The following is a 22,127-nucleotide window of genomic DNA, read 5'->3' as shown; positions in this document are numbered from 1 at the left end:
AAACCCGTCCTAATAGGTGTCGGATCACAGCGTGATACTTCCGCTGCTGCGATCAGGTGGCCCAAACACGGGCGTAAGGTGTGCCTATGTCCTAGTCTTGATGCGATTCCGCAATTTCAGACGGAAAACCGCTTCACATTAACTCTAGGTCGGATTGCCGATGCCGGCGGCACGCAAGGATTGCACTAGCCGATCGGTGAGATCCGCGGGATATTTGCGGTCGACGAACGTCGCGCGCGGGTCGGCGGCGAATTTCGGGAATTCGGCGATGAGCTCGTTGGCAAGCTCGCCCGCCAGCTTGTCGCGGCCCGAAAGCCTGGCGCCGATCAGGCGCGCGGCCAGATAATGCGACTTGGATGCCGTCGTGCGCAGCGACTCGCTGGCGATGGCGGCCTTCTTCATATCGCCCTGCATGAAGGCGCCGACGAACAGGCCATAATCCCACCAGGTCGGATGGCCGCTGAAGGCCTCGACCGCGTGGCCCAGGATCGGCGTTCCCTCATCATACTTGCCGGCGAAGATCAGCCCATAGCCATAGGCGGCGGCCATGCCGAGATCATATGGGTTGAGTTCGTAGGCCTTGCGCGTCAAGCGGATCGCTTCGTCCGCGTTGCCGAGGCGCGAGTTGAGGTAGCCGAGGGCACGATGCGCGTGCGGGTTCATAGGCCCCATCTGAACGGCGCGGTGCGCAAGCGACATGGCCTTTTCGAGCGTCGCATCTGGCGGATAAGGATAGTGGGCGGTGACGGCCTCTCCATGAAGCGCGGCCAGTTCCGCATAGACGAGCGACGATTTGGTGCCTGCGGCGGCAAGCTTCTCCAGGCAGCGATACGCAACCTCGTGCGACTGGGCGTTCATGTCGAGAAAGTAGCGGTCGTCGAGCAACAGGCACCCGATCTGGCTGGTCCTGAGGTCGCTCTGGTCGATGTAGCTGTAGATCGCGCCGGAAGCGGGAATGGTCGATGTCAGAAGGCTGGCGATGTTGCTTTCAACCGCGCCGGGCGCGGTTTCGGCCGATGTCAGGTTGCGCGACAGCAGAACCCGACCGGTCGCGACGCTTTGCAGCTCGACCGTGACGTCGCCGGCGGCGGGGCCGGGAACAATATCGAAGACGAAACTGATCGGGTCGGCCGATTGATCGCGCGTTGAATCCGGAGCGCGCCCGATGAAGTCGATGGTGTCGAAACCGGCAAGACCGGCGCGCAACGACGATGCGACGCGAGCTGCCTCTGCTCCATCGGCGTTCATGGCAATGTAGATGAGCGGCAAGGAGTCGAATACTGACTGGGCGGTGGTTCCGGCGATGCCCGCCGTTTCGACCGCCGTGTCGCCGCCGCCGAGCAAGGCATCGCCTTGGCGAAAGATGAGCACGCCGAGCATGGCAATGACCAGAACCATGGCAGCCCAGAAGAATCGCAGTTGCCGCGTCAGTGATTGTGCAGGCGCGGCCGGCGCCATAAACGGCACGGGTTCGTCCGATGTCGGGCTGTCGAGATAGTCGGCCGCCGGAGCGGCTTCGGCCGATGCCAGGGGTTGGCGCGCGATGTTGCCGGTGGCGGACCTTGCGTCACCGGGCAGGCGGATTGCGTTCAGCTCATAGGAGGGGACATAGCCGCCGCGCGGGATCGCGATACGCACCGGTTCGGCGATGCCTTCATTGGCAAAGTACTGATCCAGGAGCTCGCGTAGGCGACCGGCCTGAACCCTGACCACGGCGTCGGTGGAGGCGTCGAAATCGCCGTCCTTGCCGAAGACGTCCATGGCGATGGAAACGCCCTTCAGCCTGTCCGCCTCGCCAGCCTGCTCGCGCTCTACCAGGTAGCGTAAAAGCCTGCGGGCACGCTCGGATCGTCCGAACGTCTCGCTGGCAAGCAGTCGCTCCAATGTCTCGCGCACTGCGGGGGCGGCAGGCGGGGCATGCTCCAAGTGTCGATCCTTCCGAACTCGGCACAGGTTAGGGCGCGATAATATAGCGCTCGCGCCGGCGCACAAGGATGCTTCTGTTATGTGATCGCGTAAGCCACCGGAAATTCCCCCGCCGGTTAACGAACGACAAGGAAGTTGCGTCTGCTTGCAACACGGCGCGCCTTGCGGACGCGCCGTGTTCGGGAGCCTGACTGGTCAGCCGGCCTTACCACCGATGATGCGGTTGGCGGCCGAAACGACGGCCTCCAGCGAGGCGGCGACGATGTTGGTGTTGATGCCGGCGCCGAACAGCTTGCCGCCCGGATATTCCATCTCGACATAGGAGATGGCCGAGGCGTTGGAGCCGCGCTGCAAGGAATGTTCGGAATAGTCGAGCACCGACATGTCGACGCCGACATGGCGCGATAGCGCATCGACAAAGCCGTCGATCGGGCCGGTGCCCGAGCCGGTTATCGTCACTTCCTTGCCATTGTCGATTATATCCGCCTCCACGATGCGCCGGCCCTTCACCTCGGTATCGGGGAAGGTGCGGTGGTCGAGGAACTTCAGCCGCGCGCCGGGCTGGTCGATATAGGTTTCGAGGAAGCGTTCATGGATGCGCTTGGCCGGCACTTCCTTGCCTTCCGCGTCGGTGATCGCCTGGATCGCCTGGCTGAACTCGATCTGCAGATTGCGCGGCAGATTGAGGCCGTAATCCGCCTGCAGCACATAGGCGATGCCGCCTTTGCCCGATTGCGAGTTGATGCGGATGATCGCCTCATAGGTGCGGCCGACATCGGCCGGATCGATCGGCAGATAAGGAACTTCCCAGATCGGAGTGTTGGCCTTCTTCAGCGCCTTCATGCCCTTGTTGATGGCGTCCTGATGCGAGCCCGAGAAAGCCGTGTAGACCAGTTCGCCGACATAAGGATGGCGCTCCGGGATCTTCAGCTGGTTCGAATATTCGTAGACATCCTTCATCCGGTTGATGTCGGAGCAGTCGAGCTCCGGATCGACGCCCTGGGTGAACATGTTGAGCGCCAGCGTCACGATATCGACATTGCCGGTGCGCTCGCCATTGCCGAACAGCGTGCCTTCGACGCGGTCGGCCCCGGCCATCAGGCCAAGCTCGGTGGTGGCGACGCCTGTGCCGCGGTCGTTGTGCGGATGCAGCGAGATGATCAGGTTCTCGCGGTTGTCGAGATTGCGGCACATCCATTCGATGCGGTCGGCATAGACGTTGGGCGTCGACATCTCGACCGTCGAGGGCAGGTTGATGATCAGCTTGTTGTCGGCCGTCGGCTTCACGATCTCCGTGACGGCGTTGCAGATCTCCAGCGCGACGTCGAGTTCGGTGCCGGTGAAGCTTTCCGGCGAATATTCGAAGCGGTAGCCGCCGCCGGCCTTGGCCGCCATGTCGGTGATCATCCTGGCGGCGTCGGTGGCGATGCGCTTGATGCCGGCGACGTCCTTTTCGAAGACGACGCGGCGCTGCAATTCGCTGGTCGAATTGTAGAAATGCACGATCGGGCGGTGCGCGCCCTTGAGCGCCTCGAAGGTCCGTGTGATCAGTTCTGGCCGGCACTGCACCAGCACCTGGAGCGATACATCGCGCGGCACGCCGCCTTCCTCGATGCACCAGCGCGCGAAGTCGAAATCGGTCTGCGAGGCCGAGGGGAAGCCGATCTCGATTTCCTTGAAGCCCATGTCGAGCAGCAGCGCGAACATGCGCGCCTTGCGCTCATGACCCATCGGGTCGATCAGCGCCTGGTTACCATCGCGCAGGTCGACCGAGCACCAGATCGGCGCCTTGTCGATCACCTTGTTCGGCCAGGTGCGATCGGTCAGGCCGACAGTGGGGTAAGACTGGTACTTGCGGGCTGCATCCGGCATGTGGCCGGCCGCGCGCTTCCCGGCTTCAGCCTCGTCGGCGCGGATTTCTTCTCGTGCGTTCATCGTCTCTTCTCCGGGCGGCTCGCATGTTCGCCTTGGGCGGATTGATGGCGAGCGTCGCCTCTACCAGAATTGCATTCGCTTGATTATGACTTTGCCAAGGAGCATGCGCCTGAGGCGGCGGGTATCGACCGCCGGGCGCTCCTTCAGCGAACCCGGCGATCGCCGATAAGGCCGAGAAGAAGCAGGGTGGAAGCGAGCGCGCGCGCGGTCTCGCCGGCAAAGCCGGGGCGAGAAGAAGCGACGGAGCGGACGCGCGTGGTCATGGCGGCTCTCTTACAGGAGCGGCCCGCCGGAGGCAAGCGTGCGCAGGGGCGAATGCGCCGAGCCTGGTCTCGTCGCGGGCGGAGATGTCTTCCCCGCGCCTTGTAAATGGGCCAGACTTGGTTCCGAAGGCTTGGCTGCCAAGCGAAGCTCCGGGGAGGGGTCGCCCATGAATTTCGTGTTCTTCTCGCCGCATTTCCCGGCCAACGGCGCCGATTTCTGCGACCGCCTGAAGAAGGCCGGCGCGACCGTGCTCGGCATCGGCGATGCGCCCTACGAGACCCTGAACGGCAAGCTGAAGGCCGCGCTTTCGGAATATTACCGCATCGCCGACATGGAGGATTACGATGCCGTGTTCCGGGCGATGGGCCATTTCATCCACAAATGGGGCCGCATCGATCGCTTCGAGTCGCTCAACGAGCATTGGCTGGAGCTCGAAGCCAATATTCGAACCGACTTCAACATCTATGGCACAAAGCTTGACTTCGTGAAGAATCTCAAGCGGAAGAGCCGCATGCGCGCCTTCTTCCGCAAAAGCGGCGTCGAGACCATTCCGCAGCGCAAATGCTCCGACCGTGCCGGCGCGATGACTTTCATCCGCCGTGTCGGCTATCCGGTGGTGGTCAAGCCGGATTCCGGCTCGGGCGCCTCCAATACGTTCAAGATCTCCAATGCCAGGGAGCTCGACCAGTTCTTCAGGGATAAGCCGGAGGACGTCACCTTCGTCATGGAACAGTTCATCGAGGGGCTGGTGGTGACCTTCGATGGGCTGGTCAACCGCGACGGCGAGGTTGTGCTGGCGGCCAGCCACCGCTACGACCAGAGCATCATGGACGCGGTCAACAAGGACCGCCACATGAGCTACACCTGCTTCCCCGAAATCACGCCCGCGGTGGAGGAGGCGGGGCGCAAGATCCTCAAAGCGTTCGACGTGCGCGAGCGCTTCTTCCACATCGAGCTGTTCGAGACCAAGGACAAGCGCGTCATCGCGCTCGAGGTCAACATGCGCCCGCCCGGCGCCTGGATGACAGACGCCATCAACTACACATTCGACATCGACGTCTATGCCGCCTGGGCCGACATGGTGGTCAAGGATGCCGCCGGAGGCCCCTACAAGGGGAAGTATTTCACCGCCTATGCCAGCCGCAAACGCCATATCGACTATTTGCACAGCCATGCGGACGTGCTAGCCGCCCATGGCGACAAGATCGTCCATCACCAAGCCATCGAAGAGGTCTTCAGCCGCGCCATGGGCAATTACGCCTACCAGATGCGTTCGAAGGATCAGAAGGCGCTGCGCCAGGCGGTCGACTATATCCACGCGGAAAAGGCCTGAGCCGATGGACGTCTCCTATCACAAGGGCCATGCCCGTAATCTCGGCCGAGACATGGAATACAAGCGCTACGGTCATGCCGGGCGCCCGGTGGTGGTGTTCCCGACCTCGCAAGGACGCTTCTACCAATTCGAGGATTCCGGCGGGGTTGGCGCGCTTGCCGAGTTCATCGACACCGGCCGCATCCAGCTCTTCACGCTGGACGGCATCGATTCGGAATCCTTCTTCAACAGGCATGCCGACGCGGCGCATCGCATCGCGCGGCACGAGGCATATTTCCGCTATGTGCGGGAAGAGGCGCTGCCGGAGCTGCAGGCGGTCGCCGCCAAATCTAATGGCGGCCGCCCCTTGAAGCCATTGTTCTGCGGCTGCTCGATGGGCGGCTATCATTCGTCGAATTTCGTGTTCCGGTTCCCGGAACTGGCAAGCGGCGTGATCTCGCTGTCCGGCGTCTATTCGGCCCGCGACTTTTTCGGCCGGGCGCTGGAAGGCAACATCTATTTCAACTCGCCACTGGACTATCTGCCGGGCATCGTCGACCAGAAGCTGCTCGGGCGGCTGAGGGCGCTCAGGCTGATCTTCTGCTGCGGGCAGGGCGCCTGGGAAGAGCGCATGCTGGTCGAGACGCGCGAGCTTGAGCAGGTGCTGCGCGACAAATCCATTCCCGCCTGGGTCGACTATTGGGGCGGCGACGTCAGTCACGACTGGCCATGGTGGCACAAGCAACTGGTCTATTTCTTCGGCCGCTGGCTGGATGACGATCTGATGCACAGGCTGGATTGATGACCACGCCCGATCCGATCCGCCGCTTTGTCGAAGCCACCAACGCCGGCGATAGCGCGGCCTTTCTCGGTACATTCACTGACGACGCTTTCCTGAGCGACTGGGGTCGCGATTTCCATGGCCGCGACGGGGTCGCGCGGTGGAACCGATCGGACAATATCGGCGTGCAGTCCAATCTTCGCATCGTCCGCATCGCGCAGCGCGACGGCGTCTACCATGCTCGTGTCGCCGTGACGGGCAATGGCTTCAACGGCGAGGGCGACATGGCCTTCACGCTGGACGGCGACCGGATCGCAAGCCTGGTCATCAGCTGAAACCGGACAGCAGGCTGGTCTTTCCGCAAGTCGACACAAAATATGACTTTAATGATCATGTTTTAGTGGCAAAGCCGCCGACGCTGTGGCATGCCGGTGCCCATGACGACATCGAAAGGCCCGGCGATGAAGCTCTTGAGCGCGCAAACTCGTATCCAAAACGATGACATTCGCGCGGTGATGGACAGGCTGCGCGCCGAGCATAGCGACCATGAGATCGACACCGGCGATGCCGGCCGATGGGAATTCCGTATGCATTACGGCTCGTTGAACGCATCGTTCGACGATCACGGCGTGCTGGTCCGTGTCGCGGCGGAGGACGAGACCTGCCTCTCCTATATGAAGATGATCTTTGCCGGCCATATCGCCGCGCATCTCAGCACGACCGAAGGATTGCGCTGGCATGGCGACGGCACGGACGCTGGAACGCCGGTGTTCTTCCGCGAAATAACGGTGCTGTCCTCGACGAAATTGTCGCCGCATATGCAGCGCCTGCGCTTCTCCGGCCGCGACCTCGGCCGCTTCGCTCATGGCGGATTTCATGTCCGCCTTCTGCTGCCGCCGGCCGGGCGGCAGGCGGTCTGGCCGACCATGGGCGCCGACGGCCTTATCGTCTGGCCATCGGGCGAGGATGCGCTGACCATCCGGGTCTATACGATCCGCTCGCTGGACGTGGCCGAGGGCTGGCTCGACATCGACTTCGTGCTGCATCCGGGCACCGAGACGCCGGCAGCGACTTTCGCGCAGAATGCGCGGGTCGGCGACATCATCGGCATGATCGGCCCCGGCGGTGGCGGTTTGGCCGAGGCGTCCAACCTGCTTCTTCTGGGCGACGATACCGCGCTTCCGGCGATCGGCCGGATGCTGGAAGAGCTGGCGCCGTCCGCCCGCGCCGAGGCCTTCATCGAGGTCGATGGTCCGCAAGACCGAGTGGCGTTGGCGGCGGGCGAGAACATCGCCGTCCGTTGGCTCTACCGGCATGGCCGCGAAGCAGGCCGCGCCGGCCTGCTTCCGCAGGCATTGCGCGAATGCGCTCGGCTGCCATGCCCTGACGATCTCTATGTCTGGGCGGGATGCGAGTTCGCCGACTTCCGCGAGATCCGCCGGATAGCACGCAAGGAATGGGGCTTGCAGCGCGACCGGCATCTGGTCACCGCCTATTGGCGCCGCGGCGTGCGAGGCGAGGACGGGGCCGGCGAGGAATAGCGCCGTCTCGTCTCAGTCGCGGTCGCTGACCATGGCGATCGCCGGCGCTGCCAGCAGCGCGACCACGCCCGCTCCGGCAAACAGCGCACCATAGCCGAGATGCTGCGCCGCATAGCCGGCCAGGATGCCGCCCGCCATGCTGACCAATGCGTCCATGCACTGGAAAAGCGTGAAATCGACGCCCGCCTGCCTCGGGTCCGACCAGCGCATGAACTGCGCATAAAGCGCGACGAAGCCGAGCGCCATGATGCCGGAGGAACTCAGCATTGCGACGGCTGCCAGCGGGCCCGCCGGGAAAACGCCCGAAAGCGCGAAGGCGGCGAGGACGAACAGCGATCCAGCCTGCAAGACGAGCGCGAGCACAAGCACGCTGCGCGTGCCCAACCATCGGACGAGCGCGCCGCCGGCAAGGGCGGCCGCGACGCCGAGGATCATGCTGCCGGCGCCGTTGACCAGGCCGATGGTGGAAAGGCTGAGCCCGGCATCGACGAGAAACGGGCCGAGCATCGCCAGCGCCGCCTTCTGCGCCAGAACGTAGATCGCCGACGCCACCAGGCCGCGTTGTATCTGCGGACGCCGCAACGCCATGCCGAGCGAGGGCACGTGGTCGCGAACTTCCTCGTGCGGCCGGCCAGCGACGCCGAGCAGGAAGGGCAGGCCGAGCAGCACCAGCAGCGAGGCCATGGCCGACACCGCCGGACGCCAGCCCTGGGAATCGACAAGGAAGAGGAACAGGCCGCCGCCGATCGCCGAGCCGAGATAGGCGCCGCCGACCTGGGCCGCATTACCCCAGCCGAGATTCTTGCCGGCAAGGTTCTGCACCGCAAAACCGTCGCAGGCGATGTCGACCGTCGCGGCTGCAAAGGCAACCACCGTCAGGCAGGCGACCACGGGCCAGAAAGCGGCCGGGCCGAGTTGCGCGACAGCCAGCATTCCGGCGATGGAGACCAGGCCACCGATGAGGACGATCGCGCCGGTTCGGTCCCGTCCCGACAGCGGAAGCCGGTAGCGCTCCACTGCCGGCGACCACAGGAATTTCAGCGCCCACGGCAGGGCGATCAGGGTGAGCAGGCCGATACGGTCGAGCGGCAGGCCCTGATCGCGCATCACGGCCGGGAGACCCGTCCAGGTGATGCCACCGATCACGCTCTGGGCCACATAGAGGCCGCCGATCGCCGCGACGATGGCAGCCGGCGACGAGGCGGCCCGGTTCGAGGCGGAGACTGACATCAGAAACGATAGCGCAGGCTGCCGAACAGCGAGCGGCCCTCGTCGCGGTAGCAATAACCGGCCGAGCAGATCGTCTGCTGGTTGTCAAGCAGGTTCTTGGCGTTGATCTGCAGCTTCACCCCTTCGAGCTTCGGGTTGCGATAGCCGAAATCGTAGGACAGCGAGGCGTCGACGAAGGCGCGCGCGTCGTTCTTGAACGTGTTGGTGTCGTCGCCGTAGCTGGCGCCGGCGAAGCGCACACCGGCGCCGAGCCCAAGCCCTCCAAGCGTGCCGTTCTCGAATTGGTAGTGGCCCCAGAGCGAGAGGATGTGATTCGGCGTCGCCGACAGCTCCTTGCCGTCGGTGCCTTCGGCGCCGCGTTCGATCTTCACACGCAGATAGGTGTAGGAGGCGATGACGCTGAAGCCATTGTCAAGCGAGGCATTGGCCTCCAGTTCGACGCCGCGCGAGTTTAGGTCGAGCTGGCGCTGCTTGTTGATGCCAGTCGAGGCGTCGAAGACGACGCCGTCCTTCTGGTCGATGTCGAACAGCGCGGCGCTGACGGTCGCGTTGCGGTCGGGGATCTCGTATTTGACGCCGATCTCCTTCTGCGTGGCGATGGTGGGGCGGGCGACGCGGCCGACGGAACTCGTAATGTCGTCATAGACGAAGCCGATGTTGGGCGAGAACGAGGTCGAATAGTTGATGTAGGGAACGATGCCCCATTCGGTCCGGTAGGACAGGCCGACGCGGCCCGAGAAGGCGCTGTCCTTCTGCTTCGACTGGCTGAAATCGGCGGCCGTGGAGGTTGTGTCGACCCAGTCGTAGCGGCCGCTGGTGAACAGGGTGAAATCGTTCCACTCCATTTGGTCGTGCAGGTAGACGCCGAGCTGGTTCATCTCCTGCCCGCCAGAATGCGGGACGGGGGCGGCCTTGATGTCCTCGACCGAGACATAGGAGAGCCCGCTGCCAGCGTCATAGTCCGACCAGGCGTAGTCGATGCCGACAATCGCGGTGTGCTTGACCGGACCGGTGTCGAATTCAAGCTGGGCCATGTTGTCGACGACGAAGTTCTTCATCGCCTCGGTGTAATGGCCCCAGTAGCGCTCAAGCGGCTGATCTGCGCCGATCGAGTAATGGCCGCTATATTCGATGTCCGAGTCGACGGCGTTGTAACGCAGGTTCTGGCGTACAGTCAGCCAGTCGTTGAAGCGGTGCTCGAACTCGTAGCCGATGCGTCCCTGGTCCTGGGTGAAATCGTTCCAGGCCGGATCGCCTTCATAGACGTTCGACAGCGCGCCATAGGCGGAGTTGTAGAAGGCCGCGGTGCCGCCGGTGACGGACTTCGAATATTCGCCGAGGATGGTGAGCCTGGTGTCCTCGTCCGGCTTGAAGGTGACGGCCGGCGCCAGATAGAGCTTGTCGTCGGGATAATCGGGCAGCCCGGTCTCGCTCAGGCGGCCGAGGCTGGTGAAGCGGTAGAGGATGCTGCCGTCGTCATTGACCGGCCCGGAAGCATCGAGCGCGGCCTGGAAGCGGTTATGTTCGCCGGCCAGCAGCTCGATTTCATGGAATGGCTCGTCCTTGGGCCGCTTGGTGACGACGTTGACGATGCCGCCCGGACCGCTGACGCCGTAAAGCGAGGAGGCCGGTCCCTTCAGGATGGTGACGCCCTCGATGCCGTAAGGTTCTGTCTTGAACCAGGCGGAAGGGCCGTTGTACTGGCGCAGCCCGTCGCGGAACATGCCGTTGTAGAAGGCCTGGAAACCGCGCAGGAAGAAGGCGTCATAGCGCGTGTCGAAACCGAAGCTGTTCGGATTGGCGCTGGCCGTATAGCCCAGCGCGTCGTTCAGCGTACGCGGCTTCTGGTCCTCGATCTGCTTTTGCGTCACGACCGAGACCGCCTGCGGGATTCTGGCGATCGGCGTGTCGGTCTTGGTGCCGATGCGGTCCTTCTTGGCGACATAGCCGTCCTGCTTCAGGATCTCGTTGCTCTCGGCGGTCACCTCGATCCTGTCGAGAACGGTGGCGTCGCCGCCGTCCTGGGCAAGTGCCGGCCAGACATGGCCGAGGATGGCGCTGCCCGCCAGCAATGATAATCCCCGGCGCCACGTCCTCGACCGCTTCGGCATTAACCTGTCTCCAATACTCATATTTGATCACGCCTCCGCGCTCTCAAATATGAGTATGGGAGTCAAGTATTTTTTTGATGCCTCCTCGAACTTGATGGCGTCACGCCGCGTCAGCCTTCCTGGCAGGCCGGGAGAGGAGCGATGTCTTGCTCCGGCGCCGATCCGCGACGCAGGCCGAGGAAGACGACGATGGCGGTAAGCATGGTGATCGTCGCCAGCACGATGAGCAGCCGGTCGAAGGCCGTCTCGTAAGCTTGGATCAGGGCGCTGGCGTCGGCCAAGTGCAGATGTTGCACCGGTTCGCTGATATTGCCGGTTGCCAGCAACTGCGCTGCTGCGACCGCTTCGGCAGGCGAGGCCAGTCCTTGAGCGCCGAGCTGCGTGGCCGTGAAACCCGACAAGACCGCCATCACGATCGCCAGGGCCACGCCCTCGCTGGCGACGCGGGTGGTGTTGAAGATGCCGACCGCCATGCCGGCGCGCTCCTTCGGCACGACGCTGACCGCCAGTCCGTCCATCAGCCCCCAGGGCAGGGCGATGCCGATGCCGATCAGGACCAGCGGGGCCACAAGTGCGCCGTCCGCCGCAGGCACGCGGCTGAGCCAGACAAGGCCGGCCGCTGCGACGAGGAGGCCAACGCCGCAGATTGTGGCGGGCGCGATCCAGCGCGCCGCCTGGCCGGCGAGCAACGGCAGGATCAGCAGCGGGCCGGAGAGGCAGATCATCAACTGCCCCGCCTTGATCTCGCTCATCCCCTCGATGCCGATGAATCGGCTCGGCAGGAGCACGAGCAGGACGACGAAGGCATAGGCGGGTGCCGCGGCCAGGAACTGGACGCCGACGAAACGCGGGAAGCGGAACAGCGTCAGGTCCAGCATCGGCCGGCGCACGCGCCGCTCGACAATGACGAAGGCGGCAAAGCCCACGGCAGCGATGCCTAGGAGCGCGAGAACGAAGGGATCGGCCCAGCCGCTTTGAGGCGCCTGCAGCACGCCATAAGTCAGCGCGGCAAGCGCGATGGTGAAGGTGCCGGCGCCGGCCCAGTCGAGCCCGGTTGCGTCAGGATCGCGTGATTCGGTGACGGTGCGCAGGCCCAGCGCGGCCGCGGCAACGCCAAGCGCCGCCACCAGAAGGAAGATCGCGCGCCAGCCGAATGTATCGATGAGCAGGCCGGAGGCGACAGGGCCGAAGGCTAGCCCGATGCCGAAGCTGGTGCCGAGAAAACTGAAGGCGCGCAGCCGCGATTGCCCGTCGAATTCCTGGGCAAGTGCTGAGGCACCGCCGGCGAAGGCGGCGGCACCGCCTATGCCTTGCAAGGCGCGGAACATATCGAACCAGACGATATCCGGCGCCAGCATGCAGCCCAGCGCGGCAAGGAGGTAGACAGCGAGGCCGGCGAGAAAAATCCGCTTGCGGCCATGGTTGTCGGCCAATGCCCCGGCCGCCATCAGGCCGGCGCCGAAGGTCAGCATGAAGGCATTGGTCACCCAATTGAGCGCGAGCGGACTGCCGCCGAGATCGGCGGCAATGCGAGAAAGCGCCACGGCGGGGCCGGTAAAGCTCAACGGCATCGTCATGGCGGCAAGGCAGACCGACAGCAGCACAAGCCATCTGCCGGCGGGGCCGGTTCTGGTCATCAAAGTCATGGATTTTCCTATCCGAGGAGGAATTGCCGGCTCGCGCTGACTCGCGTCGCCGATCGCAGCCAAAGATAGGGCAGGGACATTTCCGGCAAAATAGTATTAAATCTCCATTCATACCGGAATGAAACGCTCGAATGGATTCAAGCGATGGATCGTCTCAACGGCCTTCTTGCCTTTGCCCGCACCGCCGAATTCGGCAGTTTCGTAAGCGCGGGGCGAGCGCTCGGCATCTCCGCTTCCGCCGTCGGCAAGAGCGTCGCCCGGCTCGAGCAGGAGCTCGGCGTGCGGCTCCTGCAGCGCAGCACCCGGCGCATCGGCCTGACCGAGGAGGGCAAGCTGTTCAATGAGCGGGTGCGCCGCATCCTCGACGACATCGACGACGCCGAGGCGATGCTGTCACGGACACGCGAGACGCCGCACGGGCGGCTGCGTATCTCCACCCCGATCGTCACCTATCACATGCTGTTGCCGGTGCTGTCGGAATTCATGGCGCGATACCCGGAAATCGAGCTCGATATCGATTTCAACGATCGCATCGTCGACGTCATCGAAGAGGGCATCGACGTCGCGATCCGCAGCGGCGAGCTGCCCGATTCACGGTTGGTGTCGAGGCCGGTCGCGCCCTTTCGCATGATCCTGTGCGCGGCCTCGTCCTATCTCGATCGGCATGGTACGCCTGGCACGCCGGCGGATCTGGCAACGCATTTCGGCATCCATTTCCGTTTCCTCAACAGCGGCAGGCTGCTGCAATGGCCGTTCATCACCGGAAGCGCCGCGCCGCAGATACGCTCGATGCTGACCTGCAACAACATGGAGGCATTGAAGGGCGCGACGCTTGCCGGTCTCGGCATCGCCTGCATGCCCGATTTCCTGGTGCGGGAGGCGCTGCACGACGGAAGGCTGCGGACCGTGCTCGACGAACATGTCGACGGCCGCGGCCAGTTCCGCATGCTGTGGCCATCCAATCGCCACCTTTCGCCGAAGGTCCGCGTCTTCGTCGATTTCCTGCCCGAGCGGCTTGCTGCCGGGCGATAGGTCCCCCGCGGGGTGGTCAGTAGGTGGTGCGACCGCCCGAGAGGTCGAAGGTGGCGCCGGTGGTGAAGGAGTTCTCGTCCGACAGCATGAAGGCGATCATGGCGGCCGCCTCCTCGACCTCGACGAAACGGCCGCGCGGCACCTTGCCGAGCATGTAGGCGACCTGGGCCTCGGTGAGCTGCTCCAGAATGCGGGTGCGGGTGGGCGAGGGCGTCAGCGCGTTGACGGCTATGTCGTATCCGGCGAGCTCCTTGCCGAGCGATTTGGTCAGCGCCAGCACGCCGGCCTTGGCGGCCGAATAGGCGGCGGCGTTGGGATTGCCCTCCTTGCCGGCCACCGAGGAGATGTTGACGATGCGGCCGTAATTGCGCGCGACCATGCCGGGCACCAGGCGCTTGCAGCAATAGAAGACGCCGTTGAGGTCGATATCAACGATCTGGCGCCAGACGGCGGGATCGTAGTCGACCACGGTGGCCGCCGGCCCGGCAATGCCGGCATTGTTGACGAGAAGATCGACGGGGCCAAGCATCTGCTCGGTCTCGGCGGCGGCGCGATCGACGGATTCGATCTGCGACTGGTCGCAAAGGATGGCCTCGAGCCGGCCGAGCGATGCGAGTTCGGCTACGGCCTTGGCCATTGCGGCCTGGTCGATGTCCCAGATGGCCACGCCGGCGCCCGACGACAACAAGCGTCGCGCGACTGCAAGGCCGATGCCTTGCGCGCCGCCGGTCACCACGGCGACGCGGCCGGAAAGATCGACGGCATTCACACGACGGTTCATGGGCATTTTCCTCGCTCCCACCTTGCAATAGCGCGGATCAGGCCCTCACGTTTCGCGCCACCAGCCTGGCTACGCTTGGCCCAATGAGCAGCACGACCAGGAAGCGCGCTGACTGCAAGGCCATGACGAAGGAGATATCGACGTTGCGCGCCGCGGCGGCGATGATGGCGACGCTGTCCATGCCGCCCGGGCTGGTCGCCAGATAGGCGGTCAGCGGATCGATGCCAAGCAGGCGGCTGATGACGAAGGCCATGCCGCCGCAAAAGGCGATCAGCGCGACGATCGAGCCGATGATCTGCGGCAGGGCGCGCGCCGCGTGGCGCAGGATCGGACGCGTGAAGTTCAACCCGATCGACCAGCCGACTATGGCGTAGCTGATCGCCAGCAGCCAAGGCGGCAACTGCATCGGCACGCCGAGGCCGAGATGGATCACCGCGCCGAAAATGAAGGTGCCGAGAAAGAACGGCGAGGGCAGCCTGACCAGCTTTCCGGCCAGGCCGCCTATGACCGCGATGCCGATGGTGGCGGCGAAGGCCAAGGCATCGATCGGCGGAAACCAGACGATGGGCGGCACCTCGACGCCGGATGTGTCGACCCACATCCTGGCAACGAGCGCGGCCGTCATCGAGACGAAGATGACGCGCAGATATTGCATGAAGGCGACGAGACGCTGGTCGGCGCCAAAGGCGCCAGCCATCAGCACCATGGCCGTGGCGGCGCCGGGCGAGGAGCCCCAGACCGCCGTGGTGCCGGGCAGGATGCGCCAGCGGCTGATCAGCCAGCCGAGCAGGCTGGAGGCGGTAACGGTTGCTATCACCACACCGAGGAAAAGCGGCCATTCCTTGTAAAAGGCCGAAAAGATGTCGGCGGAGATCGAATTCGCCACCAGGCAGCCGACGATCGCCTGGGCCGACGCGAAAAGCGGACGGGGCACGCGCACCGTGGCGCCGTTGGTGCCGGCGAGGATGGCGGCAAGCATAGGGCCGATCAGCGGGCGGCGAGTTCCAACGCGCCGGCGAAGAGCAGCGAGAACACCAAAAGCACCAGCCATTGCCGTGGCGGGCGCAGGCGCGCCGTGCGGTCGATGGGTGCGTGGTCCTGGGATGGTTGCTCTGGCGAGGAGTCCATATCCGGCTCTTAGACCTGATGCAGACAAATGCGAACCCGCTTTTCGCGGACAATCCGTGTCGAGGCGGTCAGCCGGCCTTTTCCGGCGCAGGGAGTCCAAAGCCGCCGACCGGATGGGTCTCGATCTGGAATTCGAAGCCGGCGATGAAGGGACGCGCCCTGGCGATCGCGGCCTGGACTTCCGGCAATTGCAGCGAGGCCTTGTGGCTCGCCTGGTCGGTCCACACCTCGGTGACCCAGATGGCATCGGCGTCGGCCGGATCGGTGGCGATGATGTAGCTCAGGCAGCCGGGGAGCGCGGCAGTGCTTTCGCGCAGCACGTCCATGACCGCATCGCGCTGGCCGCGCGCCGCCCGCATCTTGCCGATCAATCCGTACATGCCTTGATCTCCCTCCAGGTTGCACGCTGCATCAGTATGCAATCGCCGGCTCACGGCATCAACTGTCCGCCATTCACCTCGATCACCTGGCCGATGATGTAGCCGCTCAACAGATCGGACGACAGGAACAGGTAGGCGCCGACGCAATCTTCGGCCGTTCCGGCGCGTCCCTGCGGAATGGTCGCGACCATCGCCTTGATCTGCTCAGCGCTCGAATAGCGTTCGTGGAACGGCGTCAGGATCGTGCCTGGCGCCACGGCGTTGACGCGGATGCCGAAGCCGATGAGTTCCTTCGCCATGCCGCGCGTCACGTTGGAAACGAAGGCTTTCGACGAACCATAAAGGCCGGCGCCGCCGCCGGCGCCATTGCGCGCGGCGATCGAGGTGGTGTTGATGATGAAGCCGCCCTGGCGCTTCAGCCACGGTATCGCCTTGCGCGAGGCGGTCAGGACAGAACGGGCGTTGAGATCCATCACGGCGTCGTAATGCGCTTCGTCCTGATCGGCATAGGCGATGCGGCCGAGCATGCCGCCGGCATTGTTGACCAGGCCGTCGAGCCGGCCGAAATGCTGGGCGCTTTCCTCGACCACACGCTCGACGTCGGCGGGTATCGAAAAATCGCCCTGGACCAGAAACACCTCGCCGCCGTCATCGCGGATGGCTTCGGCCACGGCTTCGGCGGGTGCGCGGCTCGCATTGTAATGCAGCGCGACGCGGCATTTCTGCGCCGCGTAAGCACGGGCAAGGGCGGCACCGATGCCGGTCGAGGCGCCGGTGACCAGCACCGCCTTGCCGGCAAGATCGGGGATGGCAAGTGTCGTCATGTCGGTCGGCCTCCAGGTTGGCACATTTCGTAGGCTATTACCGGCCTTCCGTTCAAGCGTTGGCGTTCAAGCGCGACCGCATTCAGGGCCTGAGATAGACATAGCCCTGATGCTGCAGTTCGGCGAGTTTAACGACGCCACCTTTCTCTGCGACCTGGAAGCCCGACAGCAGGTCGGCAAGCGTGATGTCCATGCCGCGCAGGGTGTTGCCGCAGGCCTGCGGGACAAGCCCCTGCTGGACGAGGCCGGCAAAGCGGCTGGAAACAGCGCCGGAAGCGCCCTGGGATTTGAAGGCGGCCAGTGCCGGACCATGCACCACAAGGACAATATCGACATTGCCGCCGGTGCCCTCATAGTGGTTCTTGATGTTGCCGAGGACGAAGTTGACCTTGTCGGCGTCGCTGAGGTGATAAGCGACCTTCAGCTTCTCCTCAGCCGTTGCCGCGTTGGCCCGGCTCAGGCCGAAAAGACCCGCGGCGCCGGCAAGGCCGGCACGAAAAATGTCACGGCGCAGCATCCTATCCTCCGTTTGCCGGCCTGCTCGCGCGATTTTGCATGGTCCAGGCGGGTCTCCTAGACTACCATAAAGCAGTCCTGTCGGTGGGAGGAGGATCGCATGGCATCGAAGGCCGTTGTGGGGAGGACCATGGCGGGCGTTGCGCTTTGCGCCGCCCTTGCCGCTTTTGCCGACGCGGCGCGCGCCGAACAGCCGCCCAAACTTCCCGAGCTCAGCCCGACCGGTGCCGATGTCTGCTTCGGCCGTATCTACGATGCCGCCCATCTCAAGGCGCATCCGCACCAGAAAGTGGCGCGCATTTTCTTTTTCTATGGCCACGATCCGGTCAGCCGGCCGAACGAAGAACCCCCGCCAACCAGGATACTTCCTATAACGGCTTCCTCACCACCACCGTGCGCGGCGCCAAGAAGCCCGACTGGGCGGCCGGCTGGTGCAACAAGGAAGATCCGAGCGACAAGGCGAGTGGCATCCGCTGCGGCATGGATTGCGACCGCACGCTCGCCTCGCTGAAAGTCGACGACAAGGGCCGGCTGATGCTCTCCAACGTACAGCCTGATGTGTATCTCGACGCTGGCGCGGAGGAGGACCTCGGCAAAGCCGAGTACAACAGGCAGGCGCTGGGCAGCGAGGACGACAATTTCAAGCTGGATCCGATGCCGGCCGAGACCTGCAAGGCGGAGTTCGCACGCATCGACCCCATCGACCCGGCGCTGGGTGATCCGCTGCGCGTGCGCCTGAAGCCCGATCAGCCCTTCTGCTTCGGGCGTGACTATGATGACGCGCATCTGAAAACACATCCCAATCAGCTGACGCAATCGATCCGCGTCTTCCGCGGGCCGGTCGAACTCGCTTCCTTCGCGGCCGGCGGCGATGCCGCGACCTGGCCCGACGGGGCCGACATCGCCGTTTCAGTGACGACCAGGCAGAAGGGGAAAAAGGTCACGCAGACCTATTCCTGCCAGGGCGAGGCCGACCAGTGGCGCTGCTCGGCAAGCTCCAAGATGAGCGATTTTTCCTGCGACATCTCGCAGAAGGAGATCTTCCTCAAGCGCGGGCCCAACGGCACGATGATGGTCGCGAACCCAAACAATGCGGTGGCGGTTGTCGATCTCTGTTCGAAGGCGGCGGACGGCAAGACCAAGTCGGACGACAAGGTTTATCGGCTGCAGCCCATGCCGCAGTCGGCGTGTGCTCCATGAGACCTGCCATGGTCGAAGAAGCGCTTCCACAGGACTGGCAGTGGCTCGGCCAAGTGATCGGGCCGCTTAACGACGATTTGTCGAAGCTGTGCTGGCGGTCGGCGGAACAGATGCGCCCTGCTCTCGACGACGTCTTCTGTTGATCGCTTGTTGAAGGCCTAGAAGCGCTTCCACAGGACTGGCAGTGGCTCGGCCAAGTGATCGGGCCGCTTGACGACGATTTGTCGAAGCTGTGCTGGCGGTCGGCGGAACAGATGCGCCCTGCTCTCGACGACGTCTTCTGTTGATCGCTTGTTGAAGGCCTAAGACCTGGTGATCAGGCGAAAGGCACCGCGGTGGTGCCTTTCGGCAGTTTGGCCTCGTCGTCCGGCTCGACATGGATAGTGACGCGCACCGAGGGGATCTCGGCCTTCAACGCGTCCTCGATGCGATCGCAGATGACATGGCTGGCGCCGACGGTCATGTCGGCGTCGACGACAAGGTGGAACTCGATGAAGGTGGCCCGTCCGGCGATGCGCGTTTTCAGGTCATGCACCTCGAGCGCGCCTTTCGAATTGGCCGAGATGATGTCGCGGATCTGCATGTTCTCATGGCTATCGACGGCGCGGTCCATCAGGCCGTTCATCGACGAGCCGATGACATGCCAGCCCTGCCACAGGATGTTGAGCGCGACGATCACGGCCAATGCCGGATCGAGGATCTGCCAACCGGTGAGCACCGCGCCGACAAGGCCGCCGAGCACGCCAACGGACGTCACCACGTCGGTCATGATGTGCTGGCCGTCGGCGACTAACGCCGGCGATTTCGCGTTGCGGCCGGTCTGGATCAGAGTCCAGGCCCAGATCGCGTTGACGATGGTCGCCAAGCTGTTGACGGCAAGGCCCTTCCAGGGCTGCTCGAGCGGGGCCGGATGCTGCCAGGACTGCCAGACCTCGTTGAGGATCAGCAGCGCCGCGACGACGATCAGCACCCCCTCGAGCACGGCCGAGAAATATTCGGCCTTGTGGTGGCCAAAGGGATGGTCCTGGTCGGCGGGCTTGTAGCTGACCTGGATTGCCCAGAAGGCGGCTGCCGACGCGATGACGTTGACGATCGATTCCGCCGCGTCGGAATAAAGCGCGACGGAGCCCGTGATGTACCAGGCGGCCACCTTGAGGGCGAGCACGGCGAAGGCGACGACGATCGACCAGAAGGCGAGCCTTGCGACCTTCTGCCTGGTCGCGGCTTTCGCCGCGGCCGTCGTCGTGTCCCTCGCCTCGGTCATCGTCCCTACGCGGCCTTTTCCTTGGCCTTGCGCGGCAGATGCGCGACGATGTTCTCGATGATGCGCATGCCGGCATTGTGACCGAGGGTCATGATCGATTCCGGATGGAACTGCACCGCGGCGATTGGCTCCTTGCGGTGCTCGAAGGCCATGATGATGCCGTCCTCGGTCTCGGCTGTGACCACGAAACCATCAGGCAGGCGCACCGGATCTGCGAAGATCGAGTGATAGCGGCCGACGGTCACTTCCTTGGGCAGGCCTGAGAAGATGATGCCGGGCTTCGAGACGCGGATGCGCGAGGGCTTGCCATGCATGGGGATGTGCAACTGCCTGAGTTCGCCGCCATAAGCCTCGGCCAGCGCCTGCAGGCCGAGGCAGACGCCGAAGATCGGCAAGTCGCGGGCGCGCGCCCGTTTGATGGTGGCGGCGCAATCGAAATCGGTTGGCGTGCCTGGTCCGGGCGACAGCACGACGAGGTCGGGCTTCAGCCGTTCGAAGACTTCCTCCGGCACCGGCGTGCGCACGGTGGAGACATTGGCGCCGGTCTGGCGGAAGTAGTTGGCCAGCGTGTGGACGAAGGAGTCCTCGTGGTCGACGAGCAGGATGTTGACACCGTCGCCGACGCGCGCGGTGGTGCGCTCGGTTCCGGTGGCGTTGCCGGTCTTGGCGTCGCGGATGGCGGAGAGCATGGCGGATGCCTTCAGTTCGGTCTCGGCTTCTTCTTCCTCGGGCACGCTGTCGAAAAGCAGTGTAGCGCCGGCGCGCACCTCGGCTATGCCGTCCTTGATGCGGATGGTGCGCAGCGTCAGGCCGGTGTTCATGTCGCCGTTGAAGTTGACCATGCCGATCGCGCCGCCATACCAGGCGCGCGGGCTCTTCTCGTTCTGTTCGATGAAGCGCATGGCCCAGAGCTTCGGCGCGCCGGTGACCGTGACGGCCCAGGCGTGCGAGAGGAATGCATCGAAGGCGTCCATGCCTTCGCGCAGCCGGCCTTCGATGTGGTCGACGGTGTGGATGAGGCGCGAATACATCTCGATCTGGCGGCGGCCGATGACGCGCACGGAGCCCGGCTCGCAGACGCGCGACTTGTCGTTGCGGTCGACATCCGAGCACATGGTGAGCTCGGACTCGTCCTTCTTGGAGTTGAGCAGCTTCAGGATCTGCTCGCTATCGGAAATGGCGTCGTCGCCGCGCTTGATGGTGCCCGAGATCGGGCAGGTCTCGACGCGGCGGCCGTTGACGCGCACGAACATCTCCGGCGAAGCGCCGATTAGATATTCGTTCTCGCCGAGATTGATGAAGAAGGAATAGGGCGAGGGGTTGATCGATTTCAGCTTGCGCGAGATGTCGGAGGGCTGGGTCTCGCAGCGCTCGTAGAACATCTGTCCAGGCACAACCTCGAACAGGTCGCCGCGCTTGAAGCTTTCCATGGCGCGCCGCACCAGGTTGGCGTATTCGCCCGGTTCGTGGTCGCCGCGCGGCGGGATGCGGTCGGCGGTCTTGAACGGCTCGACATGGGCATCGCGCGCCAGGCCTTCGGTCGAAAAGCCCTCGCCGGAATAGTCGTAGCGGTCGGTCCAGGCCTTGGTCGAATAATGGTCGACCACGAGAATCTCGTCGGGCAGGAACAGCACCAGGTCGCGCTGGCTTTCCTTGCGCTCGAGCTTGTAGTCCACCGGATCGAACTGGAAGGCGAGGTCGTAGCCGAAGGCGCCATAAAGGCCGAGATTGGCGTCCTCGGCGGTCTTGAACAAAGCGGTGATGGCGCGCAGCACGGTGAAGACGGACGGAACGCGGCTGCGCTCCTCCTCGGTGAAGACGCGGCCGGGTTTTGCCACATCGACGCGGATAAGCGTCTTCGAGGTCTCCGCGATCGTCACTTCGCTCAGCGCGCCAAGCGCCTTTCCGATCACAGGCAGGAGCACTTCGCCGCGCTTGTTCAGCGCTTCGATGCGCATGGCGCGGCCGCGCGCGGAGATCACCAGCGGCGGATCGATAATGGCGGTGTCCCAGCGCGTGTAGCGGCCCGGATACTCGTAGTTCGAGGAAAACACCGCGCCGCGGCGTGAATTCAGGCCGTCGACATAGGCGTCGATCGCGCCTTCATAGGGCCTGTCGTGCCGTTCGCGGGTGATCGTCACGCCGCCCGCGGTAACGAAGCGCTCCGCCCCGTTGTCCAGAACTTTAGTCGTCATTGCCGTCTCCATCAGCGTTTTGGGCAACGGACCCGGGAATGGCTATAAAAAACAAATGGCC

Annotated in this window: 20 protein-coding genes; 7 read left to right on the top strand and 13 right to left on the bottom strand. The window is 64.2% G+C overall.

Features of this window, described 5'->3' with window-relative positions; translation table 11 throughout:
- Positions 1 to 144: 144 nt before the first annotated feature.
- On the bottom strand, positions 145 to 1,926 hold the full coding sequence (locus tag EJ068_RS06530; protein ID WP_127252489.1) for a hypothetical protein: 1,782 nt from the start codon (positions 1,924 to 1,926) through the stop codon (positions 145 to 147).
- A gap of 195 nt (positions 1,927 to 2,121) precedes the next feature.
- The gene (leuA, locus tag EJ068_RS06525) at positions 2,122 to 3,861 is read right to left on the bottom strand and encodes a 2-isopropylmalate synthase (RefSeq protein ID WP_127252490.1); all 1,740 of its coding nucleotides are present in this window, start codon (positions 3,859 to 3,861) and stop codon (positions 2,122 to 2,124) included.
- Positions 3,862 to 4,291: 430 nt separating this feature from the next.
- Between leuA and EJ068_RS06515 the strand changes: the two genes are divergently transcribed.
- The 4 genes from EJ068_RS06515 to EJ068_RS06500 all read left to right on the top strand — a co-directional run bounded on the left by EJ068_RS06515 (position 4,292) and on the right by EJ068_RS06500 (position 7,759).
- On the top strand, positions 4,292 to 5,458 hold the full coding sequence (locus EJ068_RS06515) for an ATP-grasp domain-containing protein (RefSeq protein WP_126059690.1): 1,167 nt from the start codon (positions 4,292 to 4,294) through the stop codon (positions 5,456 to 5,458).
- A gap of 4 nt (positions 5,459 to 5,462) precedes the next feature.
- Positions 5,463 to 6,239, top strand: a complete 777-nt coding sequence (locus EJ068_RS06510; protein WP_127252492.1) for an alpha/beta hydrolase-fold protein — start codon at positions 5,463 to 5,465, stop codon at positions 6,237 to 6,239.
- On the top strand, positions 6,239 to 6,553 hold the full coding sequence (locus EJ068_RS06505; protein ID WP_127252493.1) for a nuclear transport factor 2 family protein: 315 nt from the start codon (positions 6,239 to 6,241) through the stop codon (positions 6,551 to 6,553). Before EJ068_RS06510 ends, EJ068_RS06505 begins: the two co-directional genes overlap by 1 nt.
- A 102-nt stretch (positions 6,554 to 6,655) precedes the next feature.
- Positions 6,656 to 7,759: a siderophore-interacting protein gene (locus EJ068_RS06500; RefSeq protein ID WP_245463354.1), complete on the top strand. Its 1,104-nt coding sequence runs from the start codon at positions 6,656 to 6,658 to the stop codon at positions 7,757 to 7,759.
- Positions 7,760 to 7,771: 12 nt separating this feature from the next.
- Here the strand turns inward: EJ068_RS06500 and EJ068_RS06495 are convergent, their stop codons facing one another.
- The 3 genes from EJ068_RS06495 to EJ068_RS06485 all read right to left on the bottom strand — a co-directional run bounded on the left by EJ068_RS06495 (position 7,772) and on the right by EJ068_RS06485 (position 12,746).
- On the bottom strand, positions 7,772 to 8,989 hold the full coding sequence (locus EJ068_RS06495) for an MFS transporter (RefSeq protein WP_127252494.1): 1,218 nt from the start codon (positions 8,987 to 8,989) through the stop codon (positions 7,772 to 7,774).
- On the bottom strand, positions 8,989 to 11,061 hold the full coding sequence (locus EJ068_RS06490; RefSeq protein WP_127252495.1) for a TonB-dependent siderophore receptor: 2,073 nt from the start codon (positions 11,059 to 11,061) through the stop codon (positions 8,989 to 8,991). Before EJ068_RS06490 ends, EJ068_RS06495 begins: the two co-directional genes overlap by 1 nt.
- Before the next feature lie 149 nt (positions 11,062 to 11,210).
- A complete protein-coding gene (locus EJ068_RS06485) occupies positions 11,211 to 12,746 on the bottom strand; it encodes an MFS transporter (RefSeq protein WP_127386084.1) in 1,536 nt (511 codons plus the stop codon).
- A gap of 144 nt (positions 12,747 to 12,890) precedes the next feature.
- Here EJ068_RS06485 and EJ068_RS06480 point away from each other — a divergent pair, with 144 nt between their 5' ends.
- On the top strand, positions 12,891 to 13,778 hold the full coding sequence (locus tag EJ068_RS06480) for a LysR family transcriptional regulator (RefSeq protein ID WP_127252872.1): 888 nt from the start codon (positions 12,891 to 12,893) through the stop codon (positions 13,776 to 13,778).
- A gap of 16 nt (positions 13,779 to 13,794) precedes the next feature.
- Here EJ068_RS06480 and EJ068_RS06475 read toward each other — a convergent pair whose 3' ends face one another.
- The 6 genes from EJ068_RS06475 to EJ068_RS06455 form a co-directional block, all read right to left on the bottom strand.
- On the bottom strand, positions 13,795 to 14,547 hold the full coding sequence (locus EJ068_RS06475; RefSeq protein WP_127252874.1) for an SDR family NAD(P)-dependent oxidoreductase: 753 nt from the start codon (positions 14,545 to 14,547) through the stop codon (positions 13,795 to 13,797).
- 49 nt (positions 14,548 to 14,596) lie between these two features.
- Positions 14,597 to 15,610, bottom strand: a complete 1,014-nt coding sequence (locus EJ068_RS06470) for an AbrB family transcriptional regulator (RefSeq protein WP_245463353.1) — start codon at positions 15,608 to 15,610, stop codon at positions 14,597 to 14,599.
- Positions 15,547 to 15,687: a hypothetical protein gene (locus EJ068_RS33130; protein ID WP_245463518.1), complete on the bottom strand. Its 141-nt coding sequence runs from the start codon at positions 15,685 to 15,687 to the stop codon at positions 15,547 to 15,549. Before EJ068_RS33130 ends, EJ068_RS06470 begins: the two co-directional genes overlap by 64 nt.
- A 68-nt stretch (positions 15,688 to 15,755) precedes the next feature.
- Positions 15,756 to 16,067 carry a putative quinol monooxygenase gene (locus EJ068_RS06465; RefSeq protein WP_095817233.1) on the bottom strand — a complete coding sequence of 104 codons (312 nt, stop codon included), beginning with the start codon at positions 16,065 to 16,067 and terminating at the stop codon, positions 15,756 to 15,758.
- A gap of 50 nt (positions 16,068 to 16,117) precedes the next feature.
- Positions 16,118 to 16,891 (bottom strand): SDR family oxidoreductase, encoded by a 774-nt coding sequence (locus tag EJ068_RS06460; protein ID WP_126081602.1) that lies wholly within the window; start codon positions 16,889 to 16,891, stop codon positions 16,118 to 16,120.
- An 82-nt stretch (positions 16,892 to 16,973) separates the two neighbouring features.
- Entirely contained in the window at positions 16,974 to 17,408 is a 435-nt protein-coding gene (locus tag EJ068_RS06455; RefSeq protein ID WP_127252870.1) for a DsrE family protein, read from the bottom strand.
- Positions 17,409 to 17,800: 392 nt separating this feature from the next.
- Between EJ068_RS06455 and EJ068_RS06450 the strand changes: the two genes are divergently transcribed.
- Positions 17,801 to 18,607: a hypothetical protein gene (locus EJ068_RS06450; RefSeq protein ID WP_245463352.1), complete on the top strand. Its 807-nt coding sequence runs from the start codon at positions 17,801 to 17,803 to the stop codon at positions 18,605 to 18,607.
- Positions 18,608 to 18,615: 8 nt separating this feature from the next.
- Positions 18,616 to 18,750, top strand: coding sequence for a hypothetical protein (locus tag EJ068_RS33625; protein ID WP_281059015.1), 135 nt, complete (start codon positions 18,616 to 18,618; stop codon positions 18,748 to 18,750).
- A gap of 173 nt (positions 18,751 to 18,923) precedes the next feature.
- Here the strand turns inward: EJ068_RS33625 and EJ068_RS06445 are convergent, their stop codons facing one another.
- Positions 18,924 to 19,871: a cation diffusion facilitator family transporter gene (locus tag EJ068_RS06445; RefSeq protein WP_127252868.1), complete on the bottom strand. Its 948-nt coding sequence runs from the start codon at positions 19,869 to 19,871 to the stop codon at positions 18,924 to 18,926.
- 5 nt (positions 19,872 to 19,876) lie between these two features.
- Positions 19,877 to 22,066, bottom strand: coding sequence for an anthranilate synthase (locus tag EJ068_RS06440; RefSeq protein WP_127252867.1), 2,190 nt, complete (start codon positions 22,064 to 22,066; stop codon positions 19,877 to 19,879).
- Between the last annotated feature and the right edge of the window lie 61 nt (positions 22,067 to 22,127).

Origin of the sequence: Mesorhizobium sp. M2A.F.Ca.ET.043.02.1.1 (assembly GCF_003952405.1) — a bacterium.
In the GTDB taxonomy this organism is placed as follows: domain Bacteria; phylum Pseudomonadota; class Alphaproteobacteria; order Rhizobiales; family Rhizobiaceae; genus Mesorhizobium.
This window is presented reverse-complemented; position numbering and strand designations above follow the sequence as displayed.

Bases quoted from the DNA above. Each gene is read 5' to 3' on its own strand.
- EJ068_RS06505 (WP_127252493.1), top strand. From the start codon at position 6,239: ATGACCACGCCCGATCCGATCCGCCGCTTTGTCGAAGCCACCAACGCC.
- EJ068_RS06440 (WP_127252867.1), bottom strand. From the start codon at position 22,066: ATGACGACTAAAGTTCTGGACAACGGGGCGGAGCGCTTCGTTACCGCG.
- leuA (WP_127252490.1), bottom strand. From the start codon at position 3,861: ATGAACGCACGAGAAGAAATCCGCGCCGACGAGGCTGAAGCCGGGAAG.
- EJ068_RS06495 (WP_127252494.1), bottom strand. From the start codon at position 8,989: ATGTCAGTCTCCGCCTCGAACCGGGCCGCCTCGTCGCCGGCTGCCATC.
- EJ068_RS06455 (WP_127252870.1), bottom strand. From the start codon at position 17,408: ATGCTGCGCCGTGACATTTTTCGTGCCGGCCTTGCCGGCGCCGCGGGT.
- EJ068_RS06460 (WP_126081602.1), bottom strand. From the start codon at position 16,891: ATGACGACACTTGCCATCCCCGATCTTGCCGGCAAGGCGGTGCTGGTC.
- EJ068_RS06445 (WP_127252868.1), bottom strand. From the start codon at position 19,871: ATGACCGAGGCGAGGGACACGACGACGGCCGCGGCGAAAGCCGCGACC.
- EJ068_RS06500 (WP_245463354.1), top strand. From the start codon at position 6,656: ATGACGACATCGAAAGGCCCGGCGATGAAGCTCTTGAGCGCGCAAACT.
- EJ068_RS06515 (WP_126059690.1), top strand. From the start codon at position 4,292: ATGAATTTCGTGTTCTTCTCGCCGCATTTCCCGGCCAACGGCGCCGAT.
- EJ068_RS06510 (WP_127252492.1), top strand. From the start codon at position 5,463: ATGGACGTCTCCTATCACAAGGGCCATGCCCGTAATCTCGGCCGAGAC.
- EJ068_RS06485 (WP_127386084.1), bottom strand. From the start codon at position 12,746: ATGACTTTGATGACCAGAACCGGCCCCGCCGGCAGATGGCTTGTGCTG.
- EJ068_RS33625 (WP_281059015.1), top strand. From the start codon at position 18,616: ATGGTCGAAGAAGCGCTTCCACAGGACTGGCAGTGGCTCGGCCAAGTG.
- EJ068_RS06470 (WP_245463353.1), bottom strand. From the start codon at position 15,610: ATGGCTGGTGCTTTTGGTGTTCTCGCTGCTCTTCGCCGGCGCGTTGGA.
- EJ068_RS33130 (WP_245463518.1), bottom strand. From the start codon at position 15,687: ATGGACTCCTCGCCAGAGCAACCATCCCAGGACCACGCACCCATCGAC.
- EJ068_RS06480 (WP_127252872.1), top strand. From the start codon at position 12,891: ATGGATCGTCTCAACGGCCTTCTTGCCTTTGCCCGCACCGCCGAATTC.
- EJ068_RS06465 (WP_095817233.1), bottom strand. From the start codon at position 16,067: ATGTACGGATTGATCGGCAAGATGCGGGCGGCGCGCGGCCAGCGCGAT.